Origin of the sequence: Streptomyces sp. NPDC058620, from assembly GCF_042717135.1 — a bacterium.
Taxonomy (GTDB): domain Bacteria; phylum Actinomycetota; class Actinomycetes; order Streptomycetales; family Streptomycetaceae; genus Streptomyces.
Genome location: NZ_JBHXQO010000031.1, coordinates 38,199 through 62,833 on the forward strand (window position 1 = coordinate 38,199; position 24,635 = coordinate 62,833).

General features: G+C 71.1%; 17 protein-coding genes, 1 pseudogene and 1 riboswitch. Of the genes and pseudogenes, 5 read left to right on the forward strand and 13 right to left on the reverse strand.

Annotated elements, in window-relative coordinates:
- Nucleotides 1-31: 31 nt before the first annotated feature.
- The 4 genes from ACFWSK_RS24940 to ACFWSK_RS24955 form a co-directional block, all read right to left on the reverse strand.
- Entirely contained in the window at nt 32-682 is a 651-nt protein-coding gene (locus ACFWSK_RS24940) for a thymidine kinase (RefSeq protein WP_383790195.1), read from the reverse strand.
- 49 nt (nt 683-731) lie between these two features.
- Nucleotides 732-1,919, reverse strand: coding sequence for an alkaline phosphatase family protein (locus ACFWSK_RS24945; protein WP_383790198.1), 1,188 nt, complete (start codon nt 1,917-1,919; stop codon nt 732-734).
- Nucleotides 1,919-2,515: a DUF5998 family protein gene (locus ACFWSK_RS24950; RefSeq protein WP_383790201.1), complete on the reverse strand. Its 597-nt coding sequence runs from the start codon at nt 2,513-2,515 to the stop codon at nt 1,919-1,921. Before ACFWSK_RS24950 ends, ACFWSK_RS24945 begins: the two co-directional genes overlap by 1 nt.
- Nucleotides 2,516-2,622: 107 nt before the next feature.
- Complete coding sequence (locus ACFWSK_RS24955) at nt 2,623-5,517, reverse strand: GNAT family N-acetyltransferase (RefSeq protein WP_383790204.1); 2,895 nt, start codon at nt 5,515-5,517, stop codon at nt 2,623-2,625.
- A 162-nt stretch (nt 5,518-5,679) separates the two neighbouring features.
- Here ACFWSK_RS24955 and ACFWSK_RS24960 point away from each other — a divergent pair, with 162 nt between their 5' ends.
- A complete protein-coding gene (locus ACFWSK_RS24960) occupies nt 5,680-5,961 on the forward strand; it encodes an HPr family phosphocarrier protein (protein WP_383790206.1) in 282 nt (93 codons plus the stop codon).
- 160 nt (nt 5,962-6,121) lie between these two features.
- Here ACFWSK_RS24960 and ACFWSK_RS24965 read toward each other — a convergent pair whose 3' ends face one another.
- The 4 genes from ACFWSK_RS24965 to ACFWSK_RS24980 all read right to left on the reverse strand — a co-directional run bounded on the left by ACFWSK_RS24965 (nt 6,122) and on the right by ACFWSK_RS24980 (nt 11,011).
- The gene (locus tag ACFWSK_RS24965) at nt 6,122-6,826 is read right to left on the reverse strand and encodes a GntR family transcriptional regulator (protein WP_383790208.1); all 705 of its coding nucleotides are present in this window, start codon (nt 6,824-6,826) and stop codon (nt 6,122-6,124) included.
- 211 nt (nt 6,827-7,037) lie between these two features.
- Nucleotides 7,038-7,829 (reverse strand): M23 family metallopeptidase, encoded by a 792-nt coding sequence (locus tag ACFWSK_RS24970; RefSeq protein ID WP_383790211.1) that lies wholly within the window; start codon nt 7,827-7,829, stop codon nt 7,038-7,040.
- A gap of 12 nt (nt 7,830-7,841) precedes the next feature.
- A riboswitch (cyclic di-AMP (ydaO/yuaA leader) is annotated at nt 7,842-8,008 on the reverse strand.
- A gap of 220 nt (nt 8,009-8,228) precedes the next feature.
- Nucleotides 8,229-9,611 (reverse strand): M16 family metallopeptidase, encoded by a 1,383-nt coding sequence (locus tag ACFWSK_RS24975; protein WP_383790290.1) that lies wholly within the window; start codon nt 9,609-9,611, stop codon nt 8,229-8,231.
- A gap of 26 nt (nt 9,612-9,637) precedes the next feature.
- The gene (locus ACFWSK_RS24980; RefSeq protein WP_383790214.1) at nt 9,638-11,011 is read right to left on the reverse strand and encodes a M16 family metallopeptidase; all 1,374 of its coding nucleotides are present in this window, start codon (nt 11,009-11,011) and stop codon (nt 9,638-9,640) included.
- A 249-nt stretch (nt 11,012-11,260) separates the two neighbouring features.
- Between ACFWSK_RS24980 and ACFWSK_RS24985 the strand changes: the two genes are divergently transcribed.
- Nucleotides 11,261-13,711, forward strand: a complete 2,451-nt coding sequence (locus ACFWSK_RS24985; RefSeq protein WP_383790217.1) for a DNA topoisomerase (ATP-hydrolyzing) subunit A — start codon at nt 11,261-11,263, stop codon at nt 13,709-13,711.
- On the opposite strand, the gene ACFWSK_RS24990 is transcribed toward ACFWSK_RS24985, so the two are convergent.
- Entirely contained in the window at nt 13,708-14,841 is a 1,134-nt protein-coding gene (locus ACFWSK_RS24990; protein ID WP_383790220.1) for a CobW family GTP-binding protein, read from the reverse strand. The genes ACFWSK_RS24985 and ACFWSK_RS24990 overlap by 4 nt on opposite strands.
- A gap of 22 nt (nt 14,842-14,863) precedes the next feature.
- Nucleotides 14,864-16,018: a citrate/2-methylcitrate synthase gene (locus ACFWSK_RS24995; RefSeq protein WP_383790293.1), complete on the reverse strand. Its 1,155-nt coding sequence runs from the start codon at nt 16,016-16,018 to the stop codon at nt 14,864-14,866.
- A gap of 146 nt (nt 16,019-16,164) precedes the next feature.
- On the opposite strand from ACFWSK_RS24995, the gene ACFWSK_RS25000 reads away from it, so the two are divergent.
- The 3 genes and pseudogenes from ACFWSK_RS25000 to ACFWSK_RS25010 all read left to right on the forward strand — a co-directional run bounded on the left by ACFWSK_RS25000 (nt 16,165) and on the right by ACFWSK_RS25010 (nt 19,872).
- A complete protein-coding gene (locus tag ACFWSK_RS25000) occupies nt 16,165-17,466 on the forward strand; it encodes a citrate/2-methylcitrate synthase (RefSeq protein WP_383790223.1) in 1,302 nt (433 codons plus the stop codon).
- 56 nt (nt 17,467-17,522) lie between these two features.
- A complete protein-coding gene (locus ACFWSK_RS25005; RefSeq protein ID WP_383790226.1) occupies nt 17,523-19,199 on the forward strand; it encodes an ATP-binding protein in 1,677 nt (558 codons plus the stop codon).
- Nucleotides 19,196-19,872, forward strand: a pseudogene (locus tag ACFWSK_RS25010) (response regulator). Before ACFWSK_RS25005 ends, ACFWSK_RS25010 begins: the two are co-directional and overlap by 4 nt.
- Nucleotides 19,873-19,882: 10 nt before the next feature.
- Here the strand turns inward: ACFWSK_RS25010 and ACFWSK_RS25015 are convergent.
- The 3 genes from ACFWSK_RS25015 to ACFWSK_RS25025 form a co-directional block, all read right to left on the reverse strand.
- Nucleotides 19,883-21,490 (reverse strand): cation acetate symporter, encoded by a 1,608-nt coding sequence (locus tag ACFWSK_RS25015; protein WP_383790229.1) that lies wholly within the window; start codon nt 21,488-21,490, stop codon nt 19,883-19,885.
- Complete coding sequence (locus ACFWSK_RS25020) at nt 21,487-21,945, reverse strand: DUF485 domain-containing protein (protein ID WP_383790232.1); 459 nt, start codon at nt 21,943-21,945, stop codon at nt 21,487-21,489. The genes ACFWSK_RS25015 and ACFWSK_RS25020 overlap by 4 nt, the downstream gene beginning before the upstream one ends.
- A gap of 212 nt (nt 21,946-22,157) precedes the next feature.
- Entirely contained in the window at nt 22,158-24,290 is a 2,133-nt protein-coding gene (locus ACFWSK_RS25025) for a type IIA DNA topoisomerase subunit B (protein WP_383790234.1), read from the reverse strand.
- Between the last annotated feature and the right edge of the window lie 345 nt (nt 24,291-24,635).

The window sequence follows — 24,635 nt, forward strand, 5'->3', positions numbered from 1 at the left end:
GGTAAACCACGGCCTGTTCGGCCGACACCCCTCAGTCGGAGGTCACCGGCAGGACGTCCGGCGAGAGTGCGCCGGCGCGGACAGAGCCGCTCGTCATACGACGGCGGTGGTGGCGGCGGCAGAGGACCTCGTAACCGATCTCCTCCGCCGGGCGGTTGACGTCACCGACGACCACCTGGGCCCCTTCGACGACCATCTCCGCGCCCACCGTACGGGCGTTGTGGGTGGCTCGGGCCCCGCACCAGCACAGCGCCTCGACCTGGAGGGCCTCTATCCGGTCGGCCAGCTCGATCAGCCGCTGGGATCCCGGGAAGAGCTTGGTACGGAAGTCCGTGGTGATCCCGAACGCGAACACGTCCATGTCGAGGTCGTCGACGACCCGGGCGAGCTGGTCGATCTGCTCGGGGGCGAGGAACTGGGCCTCGTCGACGATCACGTAGTCCGCCTTGCCCCCCTTGGAGAGCTGGGCGACGAGGTACGCGTACAGGTCCATGCCCTCCGGCGCCTCGACCGCCTCCGTCACGAGCCCGAGCCGGGAGGACAGCTTGCCCTCCCCCGCACGGTCGTCGCGGGTGAAGATCACGCCCTGCAGTCCCCGCGCATCGCGGTTGTGGGCGATCTGGAGCGCCAGTGTGCTCTTTCCGCAGTCCATCGTTCCGGAGAAGAACACAAGCTCGGGCATGAGGGGTTGAGCACCTTTCGGGCGGGCGTGGCGGAGGGGAGGAACGGGATTACGAGCGTACTTCGAGGAGCGGGACGAGCTGTTCGACGGGGGTCATCGAGCCGTGCATGCCGACCATCGCCGACTCGTTCGGCTCCTGCACGGAGGCGGTGATCACCACGTCGTCGTGGGCGGCCGCCACCACGTCGCCGATCCTGCCGTAGACCCGCTCGTCGATCCGGGGGCCGAACCAGCCCGCCGCGATGGCCTCGTCCCGGCTCGCCACCCAGAACTGCTCGCCGAGCACTTCCTGCCAGACGGTCAGCACATCGGCCTGGGCGCCGGGGACCGCGTACACGTGACGGGCCCTGCCCTCGCCGCCGAGCAGGGCGACTCCCGCGCGCAGCTCCCAGTCCTCGTCGAAGTCGATCCGGGACTGCTCGTCGAAGGGGATGTCGATCATGCCGTGGTCGGCCGTGATGTACAGCGCCGATCGGGGCGGGAGCTGTTCCGCCAGGCGTCGGGCGAGCCCGTCGACGTACATCAGCTGGCCGCGCCAGGCGTCGGAGTCGACGCCGAAGCGGTGCCCCTTGCCGTCGACCTCGCTGTAGTACGTGTAGACGAGGGAACGGTCACCCGCGGCCAGCCGTTCGGCGGCGATGTCCATCCGGTCCTCGCCGGAGAGCCGGCCGAGGAAGGAGCCGCCGCTGAGGGCGACCTTGGTGAGCGGGGTGTGCTCGAAGGTGGGCGCGGACACCTGCGCGGTGCGCACGCCCGCGGCGTCGGCGAGTTTGAAGACGGTGGGGTTCGGCTGCCAGACCTTCGGCTCCGTCCAGGGGCGCCAGCGGAGCTGGTTCATCAGCTCGCCGGTCTCCGGATTACGGACCGTGTAGCCGGGAAGGCCGTGTTCTCCGGGCGGCAGCCCCGTCCCGACCGAGGCGAGGGAGGTCGCCGTGGTCGACGGGAAGCCGGCCGTGAGCGGGCGGCCCGTGCCGCCGCGCGAGGAGGGCAGCAGGGAGTACAGGAACGGAGCCTCGTCGGGGTGGGCCCTGATCTGCTCCCAGCCGAGCCCGTCGATCAGGAACACGCAGTTCCGGTCGGCGGGGGCGAGCTCCGGGATCGTGGCCTCGAATCCGGGTACGCCCTGGCCGGCGACGAGCGTCGGCAGCAGGTCGGAGAGCGAACCGCTCCCGTACTCAGGGACGGGGGCGGTGTCGAGAGGAAGCAGAACCGGGTCCTCCCAGGCGGGCTGGACCATCAGCGGCCGGTCGCCGCGGTCGCGGCCGTCGCCTCGGAGAGAGCCTGCGCGAACGCGAGCGTCTCGCGCACGGTGTCCGGGCCGTCACCGGCCTCGCTGACCCGCAGACTCAGGTCGTCGGCGGTGGAGCTGCCGGTGTAGCCGTGGTCGGCCTCGCAGTTGGGGTCGCCGCAGGCGGCGGGCTCCAGGTCGATACGGGAGACGGCGCCCCAGCCGATGGTGAGGACGACCTCGCGGGGCAGGGTCCCCGGCACGTACTTCTCCGGGTTGGCCACGACGCGGCTGAGCACGACGGACGAGATCCGGTCGAGCTTGACCGACTCGGTGGAGGTCGTGGCGAACGGCGTCGGCGAATCCGTGTCGGCGGTCTGCTCGTCCGTGTGGCTGACGATGAAGCGGTTGTCCGTCAGGACCAGCACCGTGACGTGGCGGCGCACCTCGTTGGAGTCGAAGGTGGTCTCCTGGTGCACCACGTACGAAGCGACCGGCTCCCCGCCGACGGCGGCCTCCACCGCCTCGGCCACGAGGGCCGGGTAGTAGCCGCTGCGCTCGATCGCCGCGCGCAGCCCCTGGGTCGTCGTACCGGTCTTTGCCATGGGGCCATCCTACGGGGGCCCGGTGGCTGCCGGGCACGCCGTGCGGCAGGTGCGGTGACCGGAGCGCGGGACGCACGGGGTGAGCGGCCGGGCCCGGGCCGGGGCGCTCAGTAGCTGGGGAGGCGGCGGGGGCCGAGGTCGCCGCGTGCGGGGGGCGGGGCGAGGCGGACGCTCGCTCCGAGGACGGTCAGCCCCTGGGTGGCGACGACCACGGGTTCGAGGGCGACGGAGACCACCTCGGGGTGGTCGTCGACCAGCCGCGACACCCGCAGCAGCAGCTCTTCGAGCGCCGGGGTGTCGGCAGGCGCGGAACCTCGCCAGCCGAAGAGCACCGGGGCCGCCTTGATGGACCTGACCAGCTCGGCGGCGTCCCGGTCGGTGGCCGGGACCAGCCGGTGGGCGGTGTCCCCGAGCAGTTCGGAGGGGGCGCCCGCGAGGCCGAACGAGAGCACCGCTCCCGCTGCCGCGTCGATCGAGGCGCGGACGACGGTGTCCACACCGCGCGGCGCCATGGCCTGCACGACCGGCTGGAGCTCGGCCGGCTTGCCGAGGAGTTCGGTCAGCTCCCCGTACGCCCGCCGCAGCTCGCTCTCGTTGGCGAGGTCGAGCCGGACGCCTCCGAGGTCGGCGCGGTGGCGCAGGTGGGGGGCGGTCGTCTTGAGCGCCACGGGATAGCCGAGCCGCTCGGCGGCGTCGACCGCCGCCTCCGGGTGCGGCGCCGGCAGTGCGGGCCGGACGGTGATGCCGTAGGACCCGAGCAGCTCCCGGCCCTCGTCATGCGTGAGGGGACGGCCCCGGGGGTCGGGGTCGGGGCCGAGCAGCGTGCCGATCAGGCGGGCCGCCCGCGACTCGTCGACGGTGTCGCCGAAGTCGGGGACCTTGCCCGGGACGGCCGCCTGGCGGCGCCACTGCGCGTACTTCACGGCTTCGGCGAGCGCCCGGACGGCCCGTTCGGCGGCCGGGTAGGCGGGGATGCGCCAGATGCGGACGGGGGCGCTCGTGGCGGGTTCCGGCGCGGTATCGCCGGTGGCGTCCTTGGCGGGTTCCGTCGTGGTCCCGCCGGGGGGCGGGGTGACCGCGGCATCCCGGACGGGGGGCGCCGTCCGGGCTCCTGTGCGGGCGGGAGCGACCGTGCCGGCGGCCGCCGCCAGGGCCTCGGCGAGGCCGCCGATCTCCACGTGGACCACCGCGACGGGCTTGGCGGGACCGGTGGCCGCCGCTTCGCGCAGAGCCGCGGCCAGGACCTCGCCGTCGCCCGTCTCCGCCTCGCCGTTCTCCCCCACCCAGGGGATCGCGGTCACGATCACGGCGTCGCAGGTCTGGTCGCCGAGCGCCTCGGCCAGCGCGTCCCGGAAGTCCTGCGGGCTCGCCGCGGTGGTCAGGTCCCGGGGAGGGCGCGGGCGCAGTCCCTCAGCGAGGCAGGCGTCGTACGTGAGCAGGCCCAGCGACTCCGAGTTCCCGAGGATCGCGACCCGGGGGCCGGCCGGGAGCGGCTGGCCGGCGAGGAGCAGACCCGCGTCGACCATCTCCGTCACCGTGTCGACGCGGATCACGCCCGCCTGCCGCATCAGCGCGGAGACCGTGGCGTCGGGAATGCGGCTCACGGGCACGGCGTGGCCGGGCGGGTTGGTACCGCTGTGCCGGGCGCCCTTCACCACGACGACGGGCTTCACGGCCGCGGTCCGCCGTGCGAGGCGGGTGAACTTGCGCGGGTTGCCCAGCGATTCGAGGTAGAGGAGGGCGACATCGGTGTCCTGGTCCTCGTACCAGTACTGGAGGAAGTCGTTCCCCGAGACATCGGCCCGGTTGCCCGCCGAGATGAACGTGGACAGGCCGGCGCCGCGCCGGTGGAGGCCGGCGAGCAGCGCGATGCCGATCGCGCCCGACTGGGTGAAGAGCCCGATGCGGCCGCGGGCGGGCGACTCGGGGGCGAGGGAGGCGTTCAGCCGGACCGCTTCGGAGGTGTTGATGATGCCGAAGGCGTTCGGGCCGATGATCCGCATGCCGTACGAGCGTGCCTGGCGGACGAGTTCGCGCTGCCGCTCCCGCCCTTCGGCGCCCTGTTCGGCGTACCCGGCGGAGAGGACGACGAGGCCCCGGACGCCGTGCTCACCGCAGTCGGCGACGGCCTCGGGCACCCGGTCCGCGGGCACGGCGAGGACCGCGAGGTCGACCTGCTCGTCGATCTCGCCGACGGACCGGTGCGTGGGAACGCCGTCGATCTCGGTCGTACCTGCGTCGAAGGCCCGGTTCACGGCGTACGTACGTCCGGTGTAGCCGGAACCGAGGAGGTTGCGCAGCACGGTGCGGCCGACCCCGCCGGGGGTGCGGCCGGTGCCGACGACGGCGACGGAGCCGGGGGCGAGGAGCCGCTGCACCGACCGCGACTCGGCGCGCTGCTCGCGGCCGCGCTGGACCGCGAGGGACTCGGCGGTCGGTTCGAGGTCGAGCGTGAGGTGGACGGAGCCGTCCTCGAAGCTGCGCCGCTGGGTGTAGCCGGCATCCCGGAACACCTTGATCATCTTGTTGTTCGCGGGCAGTACCTCGGCGGCGAAGCGGCGGATGCCCCTCTCGCGGGCGACCGCGGCGATGTGTTCGAGGAGCGCGGAGGCCACCCCGCGGCCCTGGTGGGCGTCCTGGACGAGGAAGGCGACCTCGGCCTCGTCGGCGGGGGCGGTGGCGGGGCGTCCCCGCTCGTCGATGCGGTCGTAGCGCACGGTGGCGATGAACTCGCCGCCGGTCGTGACGGCGAGACCGACCCGGTCGACGTAGTCGTGATGGGTGAAGCGGTGCACGTCCTTGGCGGAGAGACGCGGATAGGGAGCGAAGAAGCGGTAGTACTTCGACTCGTCGGAGACCTGCTCGTAGAAGCTGACCAGCCGCTCGGCGTCGTCGGTGGTGATCGGTCTGATGCGCGCGGTGCCACCGTCGCGGAGCACCACGTCCGCTTCCCAGTGGTCGGGGTACGCGTGATGCGGACTCTGCTCCGGCGTGGGCTGCATGGGCAAAGCCTACGGCTGACGCACCGGTCGCGGAGGGATCGGGGCCGGGGCAGTCTGAGGGTGCTCGACCGGCCGCAGCGACTGGGCCCGGGACCGGGCACAGCAGTGCGCACTGCATGAGAGACTGGTCTAGACAACCATTGATTCGTGAAGGGCAGAACCATGGCTGAGCGCCGCGTCAACGTCGGTTGGGCCGAGGGCCTGCACGCCCGCCCCGCTTCCATCTTCGTCCGTGCCGCCACGGCCTCCGGCGTCCCTGTGACGATCGCCAGGGCCGACGGCAACCCGGTGAACGCGGCGTCGATGCTCGCGGTTCTCGGCCTGGGCGCCACCGGCGGCGAGGAGATCGTGCTCGCGTCCGAGGCGGACAACGCCGAAGCCGCTCTGGACCGCCTGGCCAAGCTGGTCGCCGAGGGGCTCGAGGAGCTTCCGGAGACGGTCTGATCCCAGTCGAATCCGACCGGAATCAATTCTGCGACGAAGTCGCGGCATCCCTCTGCGGATGCCGCGACTTCTCCGTTTCCGGAAACGCACCGGCGGGCTCGAATTCGAGCAGCACAAAGAAAGCCCCGCTGAATTACCTTCTTTGTATACGGCGCAATTGTTAATGTCGGACGCCCGCGATGTTTACGACATGTTGCGAAGTGCTCACCCGGGGCGGCAGGGGGCTTCGCCCCGGCCGGTCCGGGCGGCGCAGCCGATGGGCCGCGATCGCCCGCTCGGCGTGCTGGACGGCCAGCGCCCTGGCCCGGTCCGCGTCACCACGGGCGACCGCGTCCACGAGCGCACCGTGCTCGGCCCAGGACTCCGCGGGCCGTGCGGGCTGCTCGACCGCGTACATCCAGGCGATCTTGTGCCGTAGCTGGGTGAGCAGCGCGATCAGCCCGGGGCTGCCCGAAGCCTGCGCGAGCGTCTCGTGGAACCAGCCGCCCAGTGCGCGCAGATCCTCGCCCTCGCCCCGCCGCACCCGCTCCTGCCCCAGCCTGACCAGGCCGCGCAGCACCTTGAGGTGCGCATCGGTGCGCCGCTGAGCGGCGCGCGCCGCGCCGAGCGGCTCCAGGAGCATCCGGACCTCCAGGAGGTCGGCGGCCTCCTGCTCGGTGGGCTCGGCCACGCACGCGCCGGCATGCCGGCGCGTGACGACGAAGCCCTCGGACTCCAGCGTGCGCAGCGCCTCGCGCACCGGGACGCGCGAGACCCCGTAACGACGCGCGAGCAACTCCTCGGTGAGGCGGCTGCCGCGATCGAAGACACCGGAGACGATGTCGTCACGGATTGCCGTGCATACCGAATGCGCGGGAATGCGCATGTCCGAACCTCCGCCTTAATCCCCGCGAAACGCGGCCGATCGACGCCTGTTCTGCGACTCTATTGCAATGAGCCCGAATTTCCGACGGCAGAGTGGAATCCAGGTATATCTTCTGGCCACGGAAGGCTTCGGCGAACAGCGTCCGGGCGATACGCCGAAGGCCCCGGCGGGAGCCGGGGCCTTCGGGAAGTGCGGGGGTGCGGCGCGTGGGTCAGACGTTCACGCCGTGCGCGCGCAGGTACGCGACAGGGTCCATGTCGGAGCCGTACTCGGGGGTGGTCCGGGCCTCGAAGTGGAGGTGCGGCCCGGTGGAGTTGCCGGTCGAGCCGGAGATGCCTATCTGCTGCCCGGAGGTGACGCCCTGGCCGACGGAGACGCCGATCGAGGAGAGGTGGCCGTACTGGGTGTACGTGCCGTCCGCCATCCGGAGCACGATGTTGTTGCCGTAGGCACCGCCCCAGCCGGCCTCGACGACCGTACCGGCGCCGACGGCGACGACGGAGGAGCCGGAAGCGGCGCGGAAGTCGACACCCGAGTGGCTGCCGGAGGACCAGAGGGAGCCGCCGGACTTGTAGCCGGTGGTGACGTAGGAGCCGGCGACCGGCAGGTGGAACGAGTTCAGCCGCTCGCGCTCGGCCGCGCGGGCGGCGCGGGCCTCGGCCTCGCGGGCCTCCGCGGCACGGGCCTTCGCCTCGCGCTCGGCCTCGGCCTTGGCCTTCGCCCTGGCTTCCGCCTTCGCCTTGGCCTTCGCGGCGGCCTCGGCCTGCTGCTCCTGGACCTTCGCCTGGGCGGCGATCTGGTCGGCGAGGGTGCCGCCGATGGCGACGACCTGGGTCAGGCCGGTGTCGCTGACGGTGCGGGCCTCGTCCGCGGCGAGGGCCGGAGAGGCCATCCCGCCGATGACGCCGGTGGTGGCCAGAGCCGCGATGCCGGCGACCTGAGCGCTCTTGCGCGTCAGACGGCTCGGGGCACGGTGCTTCCCGGTGGCACGGGTGAACGCCATGGAGGGGCTGATCCTTTCCTTCCTTCTCGCCTACCGGGTTAGCTGACGGGTTCGGAGCAGGAAGGTCTCCTACGGACTTCTCCGCCCCTGAGAGCGCAGACGTCCGATTCACCCCAGGGACTTCGTGGGTCCCCGGCTCCCCAGGCTCGCGCCTGACGGGGACTCGGCGATGGCTGCCCGGCGCCACGGACGCGGCATACGCATGACGGACAGCGGAGCCGACGCTAAACGGGGCAACTTTCAATCACCAAACGGACAGCCTGATTTGTCGTACATCCCACAGGGCAGATGGGGAGCCCTTGTATCAAAATCGGACAAAAAGCAGGGACCCCGGTGGCGAGTTGCCCACCGGGGTCCCTTTTGTGCTCTTTGCGCCTCCGTCGGAGAACGGACCGCCCGTCAGCCGCTGACGACCGACACCTCGCCGATACCCAGGGCGCGGACGGGGTCCGCGATCTGGGAGGCGTCACCGACGAGCACCGTGACCAGCCGGTCCACGGGGAAGGCGTTGACCACGGCGGCCGTCGCCTCGACCGTGCCCGTCTCGGCCAGGCGCGCGTACAGCTGCGCCTGGAAGTCGTCCGGGAGGTGCTGCTCGACCTGGTCGGCGAGGGTGGCCGCCACGGAGGCCGCCGTCTCGAACTTCAGCGGGGCGACGCCCACGAGGTTCTGCACGGCCGTCTCGCGCTCGGCGTCGGTCAGCCCGTCGGCCGCCAGGGTCCGCAGCACCTTCCAGAGATCGTCCAGCGCCGGTCCCGTGGACTCCGTGTCCACCGAGCCGCTGATGGCGAGCATCGCCGCCCCGGTGCGCCCGGAGGAGGAGCCGGGAGCCGTGGAGCGCATTACCTGCGCGAAGGCGCGTACGCCGTAGGTGTAGCCCTTCTCCTCGCGCAGCACGCGGTCCAGCCGCGAGGTGAGGGTGCCACCCAGGCAGTACGTGCCGAGGACCTGGGCCGGCCAGACACTGTCGTGCCGGTCGGCGCCGATGCGGCCGATCAGCAGCTGCGTCTGCACAGCGCCGGGACGGTCCACGATCACCACGCGGCCGCGGTCGTCGGCGGTGATGGGCGGGACCGGGCGGGGCTCGGCGGAGTTGCCCGACCAGTCACCGACGGTGTCGGCGAGGAGCGCGTCCACGTCGACCCCGGTGAGGTCGCCGACGATGACCAGCGTCGCGGTGGACGGACGGATGTGCGCGTCGTAGAAGGCACGCACGGCCGTGGCGTCGATCCGGCCCACCGTCTCCTCGGTGCCCTGGCGCGGACGCGACATCCGCGCCGTGGCGGGGAACAGCTCCTTGGAGAGCTGCTTGGCCGCCCGGCGGCCGGGGTTGGCCTGCTCGTGCGGGATCTCGTCGAGGCGGTTGCCCACGAGACGCTCGATCTCGCTCTCTGAGAAGGCGGGCGCCCGCAGCGCTTCGGCGATCAGCCCGAGCGCCTTGGCCAGCCGGGAGACCGGGACCTCCAGGGAGACCCGGACACCGGGGTGGTCGGCGTGCGCGTCGAGGGTCGCACCGCAGCGTTCCAGCTCCGCGGCGAACTCCTCGGCGGAGCGCTTGTCCGTGCCCTCGGACAGGGCGCGCGCCATGATCGTGGCCACGCCGTCGAGGCCCTCGGGCTCCGCGTCCAGCGGCGCGTCCAGGAAGATCTCCACCGCGACCACCTGCTGCCCGGGGCGGTGGCAGCGCAGCACGGTGAGGCCGTTGGGCAGGGAGCCGCGCTCGGGCGCGGGGAAGGCCCAGGGCCTGGCCACGCCCGCGGTCGGCTGCGGGTGGTACTCCATCGCTACTCCAGTCACAGCGGCGTCGCTCACTGCTCCGCCCCTTCGTGCGTGCCGGTACCGGCTTCGGTGGCGTCGTCGGCCTCGGCGTCGGCCGGCGCTTCGATCGGTTCGTAGACCAGGACCGCGCGGTTGTCGGGGCGCAGGCATGCCTTGGCGGCCGCCTGGACCTCCTCCGCGGTGACGTCGAGAACCCGCTCCACGGCCGTCAGGGCCAGCTGCGGGTCGCCGAACAGCACGGCGTACCGGCACAGTTCGTCAGCGCGGCCCTCGACCGTACCGAGCCGGTCCAGCCACTCGCGCTCCAACTGCGCCTGGGCCCGCTCCATTTCCTCGGGCGTGGGGCCCTCGGCGGCGAACCTGGCCAGTTCCTCGTCGACCGCGGCCTCGATCTCCGGCACCTCGACGCCGCCGGACGTCTTGACGTCCAGCCAGCCGAGCGAGGGCGCCCCGGACAGCCTCAGCAGCCCGAACCCGGCGGCCACCGCCGTACGGTCGCGGCGGACCAGCCGGTTGTGCAGCCGGGAGGACTCGCCGCCGCCGAGTACGGTCAGCGCCAGGTCCGCGGCGTCGCACTCGCGGGTGCCGTCGTGCGGCAGCCGGTAGGCGGCCATCAGCGCGCGCGCCGGGACCTCCGCGTGAACCACTTCGCGCAGCTGCTCACCGATGATGCCAGGCAGCGTCCCGTCACGCGGCGGCTGCTTGCCGTCGTGCGCCGGGATGGACCCGAAGTACTTCTGGACCCAGGCGAGCGTCTCCTCGGGGTCGATGTCACCGACCACCGAGAGCACCGCGTTGTTGGGCGCGTAGTACGTACGGAAGAACGTACGGGCGTCCTCCAGGGTCGCGGCGTCCAGGTCGGCCATCGAGCCGATCGGGGTGTGGTGGTACGGGTGGCCCTCCGGGTAGGCGAGGGCCGTCAGCTTCTCGAAGGCCGTGCCGTACGGAACGTTGTCGTAGCGCTGGCGACGTTCGTTCTTCACGACGTCGCGCTGGTTCTCCATGGACTCCTCGTCGAGCGCGGCGAGGAGCGAGCCCATGCGGTCGGCCTCCAGCCAGAGCGCGAGCTCCAGCTGGTGCGTGGGCATGACCTCGAAGTAGTTGGTCCGCTCGAAGCTGGTCGTGCCGTTCAGCGAACCACCGGCTCCCTGTACGAGCTCGAAGTGCCCGTTCCCCTTGACCTGGCCCGAGCCCTGGAACATCAGGTGCTCGAAGAGGTGAGCCAGGCCGGTACGCCCCTTGACCTCGTGGCGTGAACCGACGTCGTACCAGAGACAGACCGCGGCGACCGGGGTCAGATGGTCCTCCGAGAGCACCACACGCAGGCCGTTGGCCAGGCGGTGCTCGGTCGCTGTTCTGCCGCCGGAGCCGGCCTGAGCTGTGGCCGTGTGACCCATGGGCATGTACGTCCCTTCGATCGCGATACAGGTTTTCCTGCCAGACCTGCCACTCTAAGCAAGCGCACCGACACCTGGCGAAGTTCCCGATCCGTGGATGTTGTCGTAGATGCTGCCGTAAACGGTGCCTCCCGCGGGGCCCGCAGGACCGCTTCGGACGGGTCGAGGTCGGCGTTGTCAGTGCGGCGGTCCACAATGGTCCGCGTCAGAACCTTGGGTTGCCCGAACAGAATCCGTGAAGGAGTCGCAGCAGCGATGGCCCGCCGCAGCACGAAGACCCCGCCGCCGGACGACTTCGAGGAGAGAATCCTCGATATCGACGTCGTCGACGAAATGCAGGGCTCCTTCCTCGAGTACGCCTACTCGGTGATCTACTCAAGGGCCCTGCCCGACGCCCGCGACGGCATGAAGCCGGTGCACCGCCGCATCGTGTCCCAGATGAACGAGATGGGGCTCCGCCCCGACCGCGGCTACGTGAAGTGCGCCCGCGTCGTCGGCGAAGTCATGGGTAAGCTGCACCCGCACGGCGACGCGTCGATCTACGACGCGCTGGTACGCATGGCCCAGCCGTTCTCGATGCGCCTCCCGCTCGTCGACGGACACGGCAACTTCGGCTCGCTCGGCAACGACGACCCGCCGGCCGCCATGCGGTACACCGAGTGCCGTATGGCCGACGCCACGTCGCTGATGACGGAGTCCATCGACGAGGACACCGTCGACTACCAGTCGAACTACGACGGCCAGGAGCGGGAGCCGGTCGTCCTCCCCGCGGCCTACCCGAACCTCCTGGTCAACGGCACGACCGGGATCGCGGTCGGCATGGCGACCAACATGCCGCCGCACAACCTGGGCGAGGTCATCGCCGCCGCCCGCCACCTCATCAGGCACCCGGGCGCGGACCTGGAGACCCTGATGCGGTTCGTCCCGGGTCCGGACCTGCCCACCGGGGGCCGGATCGTCGGCCTCGGCGGGATCAAGGACGCGTACGCCGCAGGCCGCGGCACGTTCAAGATCCGTGCCACGGTCGCCGTGGAGGACGTCACGGCCCGCCGCAAGGGCCTCGTCGTCACCGAACTGCCCTTCACCGTCGGCCCGGAGAAGGTGATCGCCAAGATCAAGGACCTCGTCTCGGCGAAGAAGCTCCAGGGCATCGCGGACGTCAAGGACCTCACCGACCGGTCGCACGGCCTGCGTCTGGTCATCGAGGTCAAGAACGGCTTCGTACCGGAGGCGGTGCTGGAGCAGCTCTACAAGCTCACGCCGATGGAGGAGTCCTTCGGCATCAACAACGTGGCGCTGGTCGACGGCCAGCCGCTCACCCTGGGGCTCAAGGAGCTCCTGGAGGTCTACCTCGACCACCGCTTCGAGGTGGTGCGCAGGCGCAGCGAGTTCCGCCGCACCAAGCGCCGCGACCGGCTGCATCTGGTCGAGGGGCTGCTCGTCGCCCTGGTCGACATCGACGAGGTCATCCGTCTCATCCGGGACAGCGACAACTCGGCGCAGGCGAAGGAGCGGCTCATGGAGCGCTTCTCGCTGAGCGAGATCCAGACGCAGTACATCCTGGACACTCCGCTGCGCAGGCTCACCCGGTTCGACCGGATCGAGCTGGAGAGCGAGCGCGACCGGCTCAACGCCGAGATCGGCCAGCTGACCGCCATCCTCGATTCGGACGCGGAGCTGCGCAAGCTCGTCTCCTCCGAACTGGCCGCGGTCGCCAAGAAGTTCGGCACGGACCGCCGCACGGTGCTGCTGGAGTCGGCGGGCTCGCAGGTCGCCTCCGTACCGCTGGAGGTGGCGGACGACCCGTGCCGGGTGCTCCTGTCCTCCACCGGCCTGCTCGCCCGCACGGCCAACGCGGACCCGATCGTCATCGGCGAGGACGCCAAGCGCGCCAAGCACGACGTGATCGTCTCGTCCGTGCCCGCGACGGCGCGCGGCGACATCGGCGCGGTCACCTCGACCGGTCGGCTGCTGCGGCTCGCGGTGATCGATCTGCCGCGGCTTCCGGACACGCACGCCGCCCCCAACCTGTCGGGAGGGGCACCGGTCCCGGAGTTCCTCTCGCTGGAGACGGGCGAGGAGCTGATCTGTCTCACCACGCTGGACGAGGCGTCACCCGGTCTGGCGATCGGCACCCTGCAGGGCGTGGTGAAACGCGTGGTGCCCGACTACCCGGCCAACAAGGACGAGTTGGAGGTCATCTCCCTCAAGGACGGTGACCGGATCGTCGGCGCGACCGAGCTGCGTACGGGTGAGGAGGACCTGGTCTTCATCACGTCCGACGCCCAACTGCTGCGCTACCCGGCCGCCCAGGTACGGCCCCAGGGCCGCCCGGCGGGCGGTATGGCGGGCGTGAAACTCGCGGCGGGAGCCGAGGTGCTCTCGTTCACCGCGGTGGACCCGGCGGCGGACGCGGTGGTGTTCACGGTGGCGGGGTCGCACGGCACGCTGGACGATTCGGAGCTGACGTCGAAGCTCACCCCGTTCGACCAGTACCCGCGCAAGGGCAGGGCCACCGGCGGTGTGCGCTGTCAGCGGTTCCTCAAGGGCGAGGACGTCCTCGTCTTCGCCTGGGCCGGCGCGGTCCCCGCACAGGCGGCGCAGAAGAACGGGACGCCGGCGCAGCTGCCGGAACCCGATCCGCGCCGGGACGGTTCGGGCACACCGCTGACGAGCCCGGTCGCGGTGATCGCCGGACCCGTCTAGACGCGGGCGTCCACGGACAGGCTCCAAGGGCGGGCGTCGCCGTCGGATGCCTGTTGTACGTACCGCAGGACGCCCCACATGCTCCGCTCCGGATCGTGTGGGGCGTCCTGCGTGCTTCGCGGTGCGGGCACGGCGCTTTCGCGGCAGCCGGAGAGCTCCTTGTGCAGTGCCTCCGCGTCGATGCCCGAACCGATCAGCACGAGCTGCGTGAGCCGCGGCTCGTCCCGTCCCCACGGCTGGGGGACGAAGCGCAGGAACCGGCCGACCGCGTGCAGGGCGTACCTGTTGTCCCGGTCCCCCGCCCCGAAGTCGGCGAACCCCTTGATCCGGTAGAGCCCTTCGGGCCTGGTGTCGAGGAAGCTCATGAAGCGGCGGGGGTCCAGGGGGACGTCGGCGGTGAAGGACACGCTCTCGTACGCGGTGTGGAGATGGCCCGTGTGCGCCTCACCGGCCCGGGCCGCCCGCTCCTCCAGGAGGAGATCCTCGAAGGTCAGCTGACGGATCTGCTCGTCCTCGTCGGGCCGAAGGACGGGGTCGAAGAGCAGTCCGGGGTCGATCCGCCCGTACGCGGCGGATACGACGGCCGCACGGCTGCCCGCCGCCGCGACGGCCTCGCGCAGCCGTGCGTGTTCGGGTTCGTCGACCCGGTCGGTCTTGTTCAGTACGACGAGGTCGGCCACCGCGAGATGGCGCTCGATCTCCGGGTGGCGCTCCCGGGTGCTCTCGAATTCGGCGGCGTCGACGACCTCGACCAGTCCCCCGTACCGGATGCGCGGGTTGTCACTGGCCAGGAGCATGCGTACGAGTTCCTGGGGCTCCGCCAGGCCGCTCGCCTCGATGACGATCACGTCGAGGCGGGCAGCGGGCCTGGTGAGGGTGTCCAGATAGGTGTCGAGTTCGCTCGCGTCGACGGCACAGCACAGACAGCCGTTGCCCAGCGAGACCGTCGAGCCGACCTGCCCCGCGACGGTCATGGCGTCGATCTCGATGGAACCGAAGTCGTTGACGATCACACCGATCCGGTTGCCCGCGCGGTGCTGGAGAAGGTGGTTGAGCAGCGTCGTCTTTCCGGAGCCCAGGAAGCCCGCCAGGACGATGACCGGGATCTGCGGGGTGCGGGGCGGAGTCAACGGGGGCCTTTCTCGTGGACGGTCAGGGTGCCGGGACCGGCTGGGGCGGAGGCGTGCCGATGTAGCGGGCCGCCGGGCGGATGATCTTCGAGTCCTCCGCCTGCTCCAGGATATTGGCGCTCCAGCCGATCACACGCGCCGCACAGAAGGTGGGGGTGAACATCTCGCGCGGCAGGCCGCAGAGCTCCATGACGACACCCGCGTAGAACTCGACGTTCGTGTGCAGCTCGCGCCCCGGCTTGAGTTCGGCGAGGATCGCCTCCACCTGGCGTTCGACCTCGACCGCGAAGTCGACGAGGGGGCCGCCGAAGCCCTGGGCGAGAGAGCGCAGCATCCGGGAACGCGGGTCCTCGGTGCGGTAGACGGGGTGCCCGAAGCCCATGATGCGTTCGCCCGCGAGGACCCGCTCCCGGATCCAGCCGTCGACGCGGTCGGGCGTACCGATCGCGTCCAGTGTGTCCAGGGCGCGGCTGGGGGCGCCGCCGTGCAGGGGCCCGGAGAGCGCGCCGACCGAGGCGACCAGACAGGCGGCCACGTCGGCGCCGGTGGAGGCGACGACCCGGCCGGTGAACGTCGAGGCGTTGAAGCCGTGGTCGATGGTGGAGATGAGGTACTGCTCGACGGCCCTGACCCGTGCGGCGTCCGGCTCCGAGCCGGTGAGCATGTACAGGTAGTTCGCGGCGTACGGCAGGTCGTCGCGCGGTTCGACGGGTCCGAGTCCCTGACCGAGCCGGTACAGGGCGGTGAGCACGGTCGGGACGGCGGCGCAGGCCGCGAGGGCGTCGTCGCGGCGGCGCTCGGCGCCGATGTCGTACACCGGGCGGAATCCGGCGGAGGCTCCGAGCAGCGAGAGAGCCGTCCGCAGCCCGGCGAGCGGGCCGGACACGGCGCCCGCCCGGGCGATGGCGGGCAGGGCTTCCGTGACCTCGGCGGGCAGGTGGCGCAGCGCGGCGGTCCGGGCCGTGAAGCCTTCGCGGGCTGCCCGGTCGGGCAGCTCGCCGTGGAACATCAGGTACCAGACATCCTCGAAGCTGCGGCTCTGCGCCAGCTCGATCGCCGAGTACTGCCGGTAGTGGTAGAAGCCCTCGCGCCCCCGGACGTCCCCGAGCGCGGTATCGGTGACGACAACCCCGGCGAGGCCGCGGGGTACGTCGAGCGGTGCGGGGTCAGTGGCCATGGTCGTCATGTCAGGACTCTCTTCCGTGATGCACGGGGTTCCGTGATGTATCGGGTCTCCATGTATTGATTCGACTGTCCATGCTTGACTTGGATGCTGTCAATATTGATTGAATCAATGCAGGGCGCGATGGATACGGTGGGACCATGACGGATCAAGCAGCGCAGCACTCCGACCCGGGAGACGCGGGAGGCGCGGTGGAGGGCCCACGGCTCACGACACGGGAGACGGCGGAGCTGCTGGGCGTGAAGCCCGAAACCGTGTACGCGTACGTCAGCCGGGGCCAGCTGAGCAGCAGGCGCGCACCCGGCGGACGCGGCAGCACGTTCGACGCCGCCGAGGTGAAGTCCCTGGTCAGGCGAACGGGACGCAGGGAGCCCGGACCCGCCGACGGCGGCCTCGTCTTCCGTACCGGCATCACGCTCATCGAGAGCGACCGCTACTACTTCCGGGGCGTCGACGCGACGGAACTGGCCCGCCACCACGGCTACGAGGAGGTCGCCGAGTGGATCTGGACCGGCGAGATCCAGCCCGGCATCCGCTTCACCGCACCGCCCGAATCACTCGCGGCGGCGCGCCGGGCCGTCGACGCGCTGCCCGCGCACAGCGGCTCGACCGACCGGCTGCGAGTCGCCCTCGTCGCGGCGGCCGCCACCGATCCGCTGCGCTTCGACCTCAGCCCGCGGGGCGTCCTCAGCAGTGCGCGTGGCCTGATCCCCTCCCTGGTCGGCGCCCTGCCGATGGCGGGCGGGCGGGAGTTCCCCGCCGAGGGCGACACCATGGGAATCGCCCGTCAGCTGTGGCCGAAACTCACCGCACAGCCGGCCTCCGCCGCCTCACTCGCCGTCCTGGACACCGCCCTCGCCCTGCTGGCCGACCACGACCTGGCGGCGTCCACCCTGGCCGCCCGGGTCGCCGCGTCCGCCCACGCCCATCCGTACGCCGTGGTCTCCGCGGGCCTCGGCGTCCTGGAGGGACCGCTGCACGGCGCGGCGAGCGGCCTGGCCCACCGCATGCTCGCCGAGGTCGTGGAACGGGGCAGCGCGTCCCCGGTCGTCGCCGACCACCTCCGAACCGGCCGCCGGGTACCCGGCCTGGGCCACCGCCTGTACACGGGCGAGGACCCCCGCGCGACGGCGCTGTTCGCCCTGCTCGCGGACGTACCGCAGGCGGCCCCGGTCCTGGCGGCGGCCCGTGACGTGGTCACCACCACCGCCCGCCACACCCCGCTGCACGCCAACGTCGACCTGGCGCTCGCGGTGCTCTCGGTCGCGTGCGGCATGCCCGCGGAGGCCGGAGAGGCGGTCTTCGCGGTGTCCCGCACGGCGGGCTGGATCGCCCACGCCCTGGAGGAGTACGCGGAACGCCCCCTGCGCATGCGGCCCAGCGGACAGTACGAGGGTCCCCGTCCCCCACAGCCCCTGCCCTCACCGCGGCCCGCCGGGTAGCCGGTCCCCCGTCGGGAGATTTCGGAAAGGACCCGGCCGCCCTTTACCTTCGTACGGTGAACGCCCCGCCGAACACCGTCCGGGGACCCCGCCGGCTCGGCTGGCCGAAACGGGTCTTCTCCCAGGTCCTGCTGATCCAGCTGACCATCATCACCGGAGTCACGGTGCTGGTCACCGGCCTCTTCCTGGCCCCTCTCAGCGCCCAGCTCGACGACCAGGCGATGCGGCGCGCCCTCGCCATAGCCCAGAGCACCGCCGCCCAGCCGCGGATCACGACGTCCCTGCTGACCACGGAGCCGACGCCGGGCGGCCCCGTGCAGACCGCGGCCGAGCGGATCAGGAAGGCCACCGGCGCGGAGTACGTCGTGGTGATGGACCGGCACGGAGTGCGCTGGTCGCACACCGACAGCAGGCAGATCGGCCGAGTCGTCTCCACGGACCCCAGTGAGGCACTCGCGGGCCGGGACGTCATGGAGATCGACAGCGGTACGCTCGGCCGCTCCGCACGGGGCAAGGTGCCGCTCCACGACGCCTCGGACCGGATCGTGGGGGCGGTCTCCGTCGGCATCGCGTACGACAGTGTCCGCGCCCGGCTGCTGGCGGCGATTCCCGGACTGCTCGCCTATGCGGGCGGAGCGCTGGCGGTCGGCGCGCTCGCCGCGTATCTCATCTCCCGCCGTCTCCAGCGGCAGACCCACGACCTGGCGTTCTCCGACATCTCGGCGCTGCTGACGGAGCGCGAGGCGATGCTCCACAGCATTCGCGAAGGGGTCGTCGCCCTGGACGGGACCGGCCGCATCCGGCTGCTGAACGACGAGGCGCAGCGACTGCTCGGCCTCGGCCCGGATGCCGCGGGCCGCCTGCTCGACGAGGCACTGGGCGAGGGCCGGACCGCGGATGTGCTGGCCGGCCGGGTGGTCGGCGACGACCTGCTGACCGTGCGCGGCAACCGGGTCCTGCTCGCCAACCGGATGCCGACCGACGACGGCGGCGCCGTAGCCACCCTCCGTGACCGCACCGAGCTCGAACACCTCGGTCGCGAGCTCGACTCCACCCGCGGCCTGATCGACGCGCTCCGGGCCCAGGACCACGAACACGCCAACCGGTTGCACACCCTCCTGGGGCTGCTGGAACTGGAGATGCACGACGACGCGATGGAGTTCGTCACCGAGGTCGTCGGCGTCCACCGCGCGACCGCGGAACAGGTGACGGAGCGGGTCAACGATCCGCTCCTGGCCGCGCTCCTCGTCGGCAAGGCCACGGTCTCCGCGGAGCGCGGGGTCGCGCTGCGGATGGCGCCCGGCACCCTGCTCCCGGACCGGTTGGTGGACCCGCGCGGCCTGGTCACGGTCCTCGGCAATCTGGTCGACAACGCGCTGGACGCGGCGGCCGGGTCGGTGGACGCCCTCATCGAGGTGGGGCTGTGGGCGGAGGGACGTACGGTGGTTCTCCGGGTACGGGACAGCGGCGCGGGCGTACCGTCCGACCAGCGTGAATCCATCTTCACGGAGGGCTGGTCCACCAAGGAGCTCCCGGCCCACGGCAGACGCGGCCTCGGTCTCGCGCTGGTGCGACGGCTCGCGGAGCGCCAGGGCGGAAGCGTGGACGTCGCGACGGCCGCGGAAGGCGGGGCGGTGTTCACGGTCGTCCTCCCCGAAGCCCTGCACCAGCCCGAGGCCCCGGACGCGCACACTCCGGGCACCCCGTTCGCGACGACGGGAGAGACCCCGTGATCGAGGTGCTGATCGTCGACGACGACGTGCGCGTCGCACAGATCAACGCGGCGTACGTCGCCAAGGTACCCGGCTTCCGGGTGGCCGCCCGGGCCCACACCGCCGCCGAGGCACTCGCCAGGATCGCGGAGACCCCCGTCGACCTCGTCCTGCTCGACCACTACCTGCCCGACCGCAACGGCCTCTCCGTGGTCCAGGAGCTCCGCGCGCTCGGCCGCCACACGGAGTGATCATGGTGACCGCGGCACGCGATGTCGCCACCGTCCAGGCCGCGATGCGCCACGGCGCGCTCCAGTACCTGGTGAAGCCGTTCACGTTTGCGGGCCTGCGCACCAAGCTGCAGGCGTACGCGGCCCTGCACCGCACGCTGGAAGGCGGCGGGGAGGCCGAGCAGACCGAGGTGGACCGGCTCTTCGGCGCCTTGTGGACGGTCGGCGAGCCCGACCTCCCCAAGGGACATTCACCGACCACCGCGGAGCTCGTCCGGCAGGCGCTGCGGACCGCCGACCGGCCGCTCTCCGCACAGGAGATCGCGGAGAGCGCCGGGATGAGCCGGCAGACCGCGCAGCGCTACCTGAAGCTGCTGGAGCGGACCGGGCGGGTCCGGCTGACCCTGCGATACGGCGAGACGGGCCGCCCGGAGCACCGCTACACCTGGGCCGCCGGCAGCTGACGCGGCCCGTTCACACCGCTCCCGCCCCGGTCAGGGAGCGGACTTCGGTCTCCGCGTGCTTGGCCTCGTCGGGCGGTTCCGGCGAGGTCACCGTGCCGAGCCAGCCGGCCAGGAAGCCCAGCGGGATGGAGACGAGTCCGGGATTTTCCAGCGGGAAGAGCTGGAAGTCCACACCGGGGAACAGCGAAGTGGGACTCCCCGAGACGACCGGTGACAGCAGCACGAGCACGACGGCGGGAATCAGGCCGCCGTAGACCGCCCAGACGGCTCCTCGCGTGGTGAAGTTCCGCCAGAACAGCGAGTAGAGCAGCGCCGGGAGGTTGGCCGACGCCGCCACGGCGAAGGCCAGTCCGACCAGGAACGCCACGTTCAGGTCCTGCGCGAGGAGGCCGAGCGCGATGGCGACCACCCCGACGCCGGCGGCGGCGACCCGCGCCACCGCGACCTCGCTGTGCTGCTTGGCGCCGGGGCGCCTGAGCGAGGCGTAGAGGTCGTGCGCCACGGACGCCGAGGAGGCCAGGGTGATACCGGCGACGACCGCGAGGATGGTGGCGAAGGCGATGGCCGCGACCACGGCGAAGAGAACCGTTCCGCCGGTGGACCCCTCACCTCCGCCGAGGACCAGGGCCAGCAGGGGAACGGCCGTGTTCCCGGAAGCGTTCGACGCCCGCACCTCCGCCGTGCCCACCAGCGCCGCCGCACCGAAACCGAGCACGATCGTCATCAGATAGAAGCTGCCGATGAGTCCGATGGACCAGACGACGGAGCGGCGGGCGGCGCGCGCCGTGGGCACGGTGTAGAAGCGCGAGAGGATGTGCGGCAGACCGGCCGTGCCGAGCACCAGTGCCAGGCCCAGGCTGATGAAGTCGAAGCGGGCCGTCCAGCCGCCGCCGTACCGGAGGCCCGGTGCGAGGAAGTCCATTCCGTGGCCGCTGCGTTCGGCCGCGGAGTTGAGCAGCGCGTTCACGTTGCCATGGAAGTGCACCAGTACGAGCACCGTGAGTGCGACCGCTCCCGCCATCAGCAGGACGGCCTTCACGATCTGGATCCAGGTGGTGGCCCGCATGCCGCCCAGCGACACGTAGATCACCATCAGGGCGCCGACCCCCACGACGGTCCAGGAGCGTGCGGCCTCGCTCGTACCGCCGAGCAGCAGCGCCACGAGGCTGCCCGCACCGACCATCTGCGCCACCAGGTACAGCACGGAGACGGTGACGGACGAGGTGCCCACGGCGGTACGCACAGGCCGCTCGGCCATGCGCGCGGCGACCACGTCGGCGAGGGTGAACCGGCCGCAGTTGCGGACGAGTTCGGCCACGAGGAGCAGGACGACCAGCCAGGCGACGAGGAAGCCGACGGAGTAGAGCATGCCGTCGTAGCCGAACAGGGCGATCAGCCCGGAGATGCCGAGGAAGGACGCCGCCGACATGTAGTCACCCGCGATGGCGAATCCGTTCTCCATGGGCGAGAACAGCCGTCCGCCCGCGTAGAACTCCTCCGCCGAACCCTGCCGGTTGCGGCCCACCCAGGTGGTGATGCCGAGCGTCACCGCGATGAACGCGCTGAACAGCAGCAGTGCCAGCGTCTGGTGGTCGCCGCCCCACTCGTCCCCGCTCAACGCCCGATCCCTCTCGTCATCTCCTGGGTGTCCCATCGCAGATCGAGGGCTGCCCGGTCCCTGCGCAGCCGCGCGTGCCGCGCGTACGCCCACGTGAGGAGGAAGGTGGTGAGGAACTGGCCGAGCCCGGCGACCATCGCCACGTTGACGGCACCGGCCACCGGACGGGCCATCAGCTCGTGCGCCGTCGTCGCGGCGACGACATAGGCGACGTACCAGAGGAGGAAGGCGACTGCCGCCGGGACCACGAAGCGCCGGTAGCGGCGGCGCACTTCGCGGAACGCCTCGCTGCGCTGCACTTCCAGGTAGATGTCCGCCGCGCTGTGGCCCTGCTGCGCCGGCGCGGGCACGCCGCTGCCCGTACCGTCCAGCTCGTCCCAGCCCGGGGACGGCTCGTCGTACCACGGGTCGTCCAGCCGGACCGCTGCGGCCTCGAACCCTGCTTCCTTCTCCACCGAACAACTCCCTTGTCCACGGACCTTTTCGGCCGCATAGCCAAGAATGGGCAGATCGGGAAGATCCCGGGCACATCATTCACCGGGCTTCACCTCTTCAGGTGACGTATGCCGTGGTCGGTTGCACAGTGGCGTGAATGTGCGTGTACCGCATGCTTCAGGGGCCCTCCCCGGAACGGGAAAGGCCCCTGAGCGGGAGGACCCTGAGCGTGTCAGACGTCGATGCGCGACCGGTCGAGCGTGGCGGCCGAGCTGGTGATGAACTCCTTGCGCGGCGCGACCTCGTTGCCCATCAGCAGATCGAACACCTGCTCCGAGGATTCGAGGTCCCCGATGTTGATCCGCCGCAGGGTGCGGTGCCGCGGGTCCATCGTGGTCTCCGCCAGCTGATCCGCGTCCATCTCGCCGAGACCCTTGTAGCGCTGGATCGAGTCCTTGATCCGGACGTTCTTGCGCTGGAGCTCCAGCAGCGTCTGCCGCAGCTCGCCGTCGGAGTACGTGTAGATGTACTTGTCCTGCCCCTTCTTGGGCTGGACGAGCTCGATCCGGTGCAGCGGGGGCACGGCGGCGAAGACCCGCCCCGCCTCGACCATGGGCCGCATGTACCGCTGGAAGAGCGTCAGCAGCAGGCACCGGATGTGGGCACCGTCGACATCGGCGTCCACGAGCAGCACGATCTTGCCGTACCGGGCGGAGTCGATGTCGAAGGTCCGCCCGGACCCTGCTCCTATGACCTGGATGATCGCGCCGCACTCGGCGTTCTTGAGCATGTCCGAGACGGAGGACTTCTGCACGTTGAGGATCTTGCCCCGGATCGGCAGCAGAGCCTGGAACTCGCTGTTCCGGGCCAGCTTGGCCGTGCCGAGCGCCGAGTCGCCCTCCACGATGAAGAGCTCGCTGCGGGCCACGTCGTCGCTGCGGCAGTCGGCGAGCTTCGCGGGCAGCGAGGAGGACTCGAGCGCGGTCTTGCGACGCTGCGCGTCCTTGTGCTGACGGGCCGCGATCCGCGTACGGGCGGCGGCCACCGCCTTGTCCAGCACGGCCCTGGCCTGCGCCTTGGAGTCACGCTTGGTGGAGGTCAGGAACGCCTTGAGCTCCTTGGCCACCACGTTGGAGACGATCCGGTTGGCCGCCGAGGTGCCGAGCACCTCCTTGGTCTGCCCCTCGAACTGCGGCTCCGCCAGTCGTACGGTGACGACCGCCGTGAGGCCCTCCAGGGCGTCGTCCTTGACGATGTCGTCCTCGGCGACGCGCAGCAGCTTGGCCGAGCGGAGCACCTCGTTGACCGTCTTGGTCACGGAGCGTTCGAATCCGGTGACGTGCGTGCCGCCCTTGGGGGTGGCGATGATGTTCACGAAGGACTTGACGTTGGTGTCGTACCCGGTGCCCCAGCGCAGCGCAATGTCCACGCCGAGCTCACGGGTCACCTCGGTGGGCGTCATGTGACCGCGCTCGTCGAGGACCGGCACGGTCTCCTTGAACGTGCCCGTCCCCGTCAGGCGCTGGATGTCGCAGACCGCCTTGTCCTGGGCGAGGTACTCACAGAACTCGCTGATGCCGCCGTCGAAGCGGAACGTCTCTTCGGTCTTCCCCTCGCCGTCGAGGCCGCGCTCGTCGCGGACGACGATGGTGAGGCCGGGGACGAGGAAGGCCGTCTGGCGGGCCCGCTGGTAGAGCGTCTCCAGGTTGAGCTTGGCGTCCTTGAGGAAGATCTGCCGGTCGGCCCAGTACCGCACACGGGTACCCGTCCGGTTCTTCGGCACGCGCTTGCCCTTGCGCAGCCCGTTGGCCGGGTCGAACGGGCTGTCCGGGCCCTGCTCCGTGAACATCCCGGGAACGCCGCGGCGGAAGCTGATCGAGTGGGTCGAGCTGTTCCGGTCGACCTCGACGTCGAGACGGGCGGACAGGGCGTTGACGACGGACGCGCCCACGCCGTGCAGACCGCCCGAAGCAGCGTAGGAGCCGCCGCCGAACTTTCCGCCGGCGTGCAGCTTGGTCATGACGACCTCGATGCCGGAGAGCCCCGTCTTGGGCTCGACGTCGACCGGGATGCCCCGGCCGTTGTCCCGGACCTCGACGGAACCGTCGTCGTGGAGGATGACCTCGATGGCGTCGCAGTAGCCCCCGAGGGCTTCGTCGACCGAGTTGTCGATGATCTCCCAGACGCAGTGCATGAGGCCGCGGCTGTCGGTGGACCCGATGTACATCCCCGGGCGCTTGCGAACCGCCTCCAGACCCTCAAGGACCAGAAGGTGCCGCGCGGTGTAGTTGGAGCTGTCCCGGTCTACGACGCCACCTGCTCCGGTCAGCAGCGCAGTGGACGGCACGGACGTATCGGCGGTCACGCGGTTCGCTCCTCGCTGAATTTCATTTGGGGCCCACTGGGTGTCGGGCTCGACTTCGGTAGCCGCTGAGAGCCTACAGAGCCCTGGTAGAGCGGTTGTAACGCCACCCACGGGGAATCCTCATGCTAGTGCAGCCTCGCATACACGTTCGATCATTCGTTGGAGTGACATGCACATCACGTTCCCTTCGAGGCATGAACCATTTAGGCTCCGGGCACGTCCTCATGAACAACCCGGCAAGCCGGCCGGTCGGACGGACCGACCCTGACAAGCAACGCGAAACCGTAGCGCTACGCAATACGGCACATTCGCCGCCAACCGGCAACAGACAGCCATCCTCAGAAG